Raw genomic sequence first — 1,901 nt, 5'->3', positions numbered from 1 at the left:
GGCCTAGATTGGAAACATGGGAATCCGGCGTCGAATGACTGGTCGTGACGTCACGCACGACATCGCGGTGAAGTACGACGAGCACGACGTCGTCACGACCGGCGCGGAGCACGAGGCCGCCGGGGTGAAGGCGGTGATGGTCTCGCTGCAGCGCGGCGTGACGTCGATGGGTCCGTTGCGCACGGCCGCGGCGCTGGTCCGGCTCAACCAGCGCAAGGGATTCGACTGCCCAGGCTGTGCGTGGCCCGAGGAGCACGGTGGCCGCAAGTTCGCCGAGTTCTGCGAGAACGGTGCCAAGGCGGTCGCCGAAGAGGGCACCAAGCGCGTGGTCACGCCGGAGTTCTTCGCCCGACACTCCATTGCCGACCTGGCCGAGCGCCCCGAGTACTGGCTGAGCCAGCAGGGCCGCCTGACCCACCCCATGGTGCTGCGCGCCGGCTCAGATCCAACCCGAGACCACTACGAACCGATCAGCTGGGACCACGCGTACCACGTGATCGCGCAGCATCTGAATGCGCTGGACAGCCCCGACGAAGCGGTCTTCTACACGTCAGGCCGCACCAGCAACGAGGCTGCCTTCCTCTACCAGTTGCTGGTGCGAAGCTTCGGAACCAACAACCTGCCGGACTGCTCGAACATGTGCCACGAGTCGTCCGGAACGTCTCTGACCGAGTCGATCGGCATCGGCAAGGGTTCGGTGACCGTCGAAGACCTCGAAGACGCCGACCTCATCGTCATCGCCGGGCAGAACCCCGGCACCAACCATCCCCGCATGCTGTCGGTGTTGGAGAAGGCCAAGGCGAACGGCGCGAAGATCATCGCGATCAACCCGCTACCCGAAGCCGGTCTGATGCGGTTCAAGGACCCGCAGAAGGTGCACGGCGTCATCGGCCACGGCATCGGCATCGCCGACGAGTTCGTGCAGATCCGACTCGGCGGCGACATGGCCCTGTTCGCCGGGCTGGGCAGGCTGCTCCTCGAGGCCGACGATCGCGCGCCGGGCACCGTGGTCGACCGCGACTTCATCGCCGAACACTGCGCGAACTTCGAGGCGTGGGAGGCACAGGCTCGCGCGGTCGACATCGACACCGTTCTCGAGGCCACCGGAATCGACCGCGAGCAGCTCGAGCGGGTGGCGCAGATGTTCATCTCCTCGGACCGCACGATCGCGTGCTGGGCGATGGGCCTCACGCAGCACCGTCACGCGGTCCCGATGATCTCCGAGCTCACCAACCTGCTGCTGATGCGCGGCATGATCGGCAAGCCCGGTGCGGGAGTGTGCCCGGTGCGCGGTCACTCCAACGTGCAGGGTGACCGCACCATGGGGATCTGGGAGAAGATGCCCGAGGAGTTCCTGGCGGCACTCGACACCGAGTTCGGCATCGTCAGCCCGCGCAAGCACGGGATGGACACCGTCGACGCCATCCGCGCCATGCGTGATCGGCGCGCATCGGTATTCATCGGAATGGGCGGCAACTTCGCGCTGGCGACGCCGGACACCGACGTCACCGAGGCTTCGCTGCGCAGCTGCTCGCTCACCGTGCAGGTGTCGACCAAACTGAACCGCAGCCACGTCGTGCACGGCACCACGGCGCTGATCCTGCCGTCACTCGGCCGTACCGACAAGGACTTGCAGTCAGGCGCCAAACAGCAGGTCTCCGTTGAGGATTCGATGTCGATGGTGCACCTGTCCCGCGGCAGCCTGCAGCCGCCGGGACCGGAGGTGCGAAGCGAAGTCGCCATCGTCTCCCAGCTGGCCCGGGCCGTGCTGGGTGAGGACCACCCGGTGCCGTGGGAGACGTTCCCGGCCGATTACGACCGTGTCCGCGATGCGATCGCCGCGGTTGTTCCCGGCTGTACGGACTACAACCGGAGGGTCCGCCAACCCGACGGCTTTCAGC

The 1,901-nt window shown here is 66.7% G+C and carries 1 protein-coding gene; it reads left to right on the top strand.

Annotated features, from left to right (window positions below):
• Nucleotides 1-16: 16 nt before the first annotated feature.
• Nucleotides 17-1,901 (top strand): FdhF/YdeP family oxidoreductase (locus ACRDUX_RS25305; protein WP_526417681.1); only part of this gene is annotated, 1,885 nt, incomplete at its 3' end.

Origin of the sequence: Mycobacterium sp. (assembly GCF_050701675.1) — a bacterium.
Taxonomy (GTDB): Bacteria; Actinomycetota; Actinomycetes; order Mycobacteriales; family Mycobacteriaceae; genus Mycobacterium.
The sequence above is the reverse complement of the archived record's forward strand: the minus strand, read 5'-3'. Positions and strand labels throughout refer to the sequence as shown.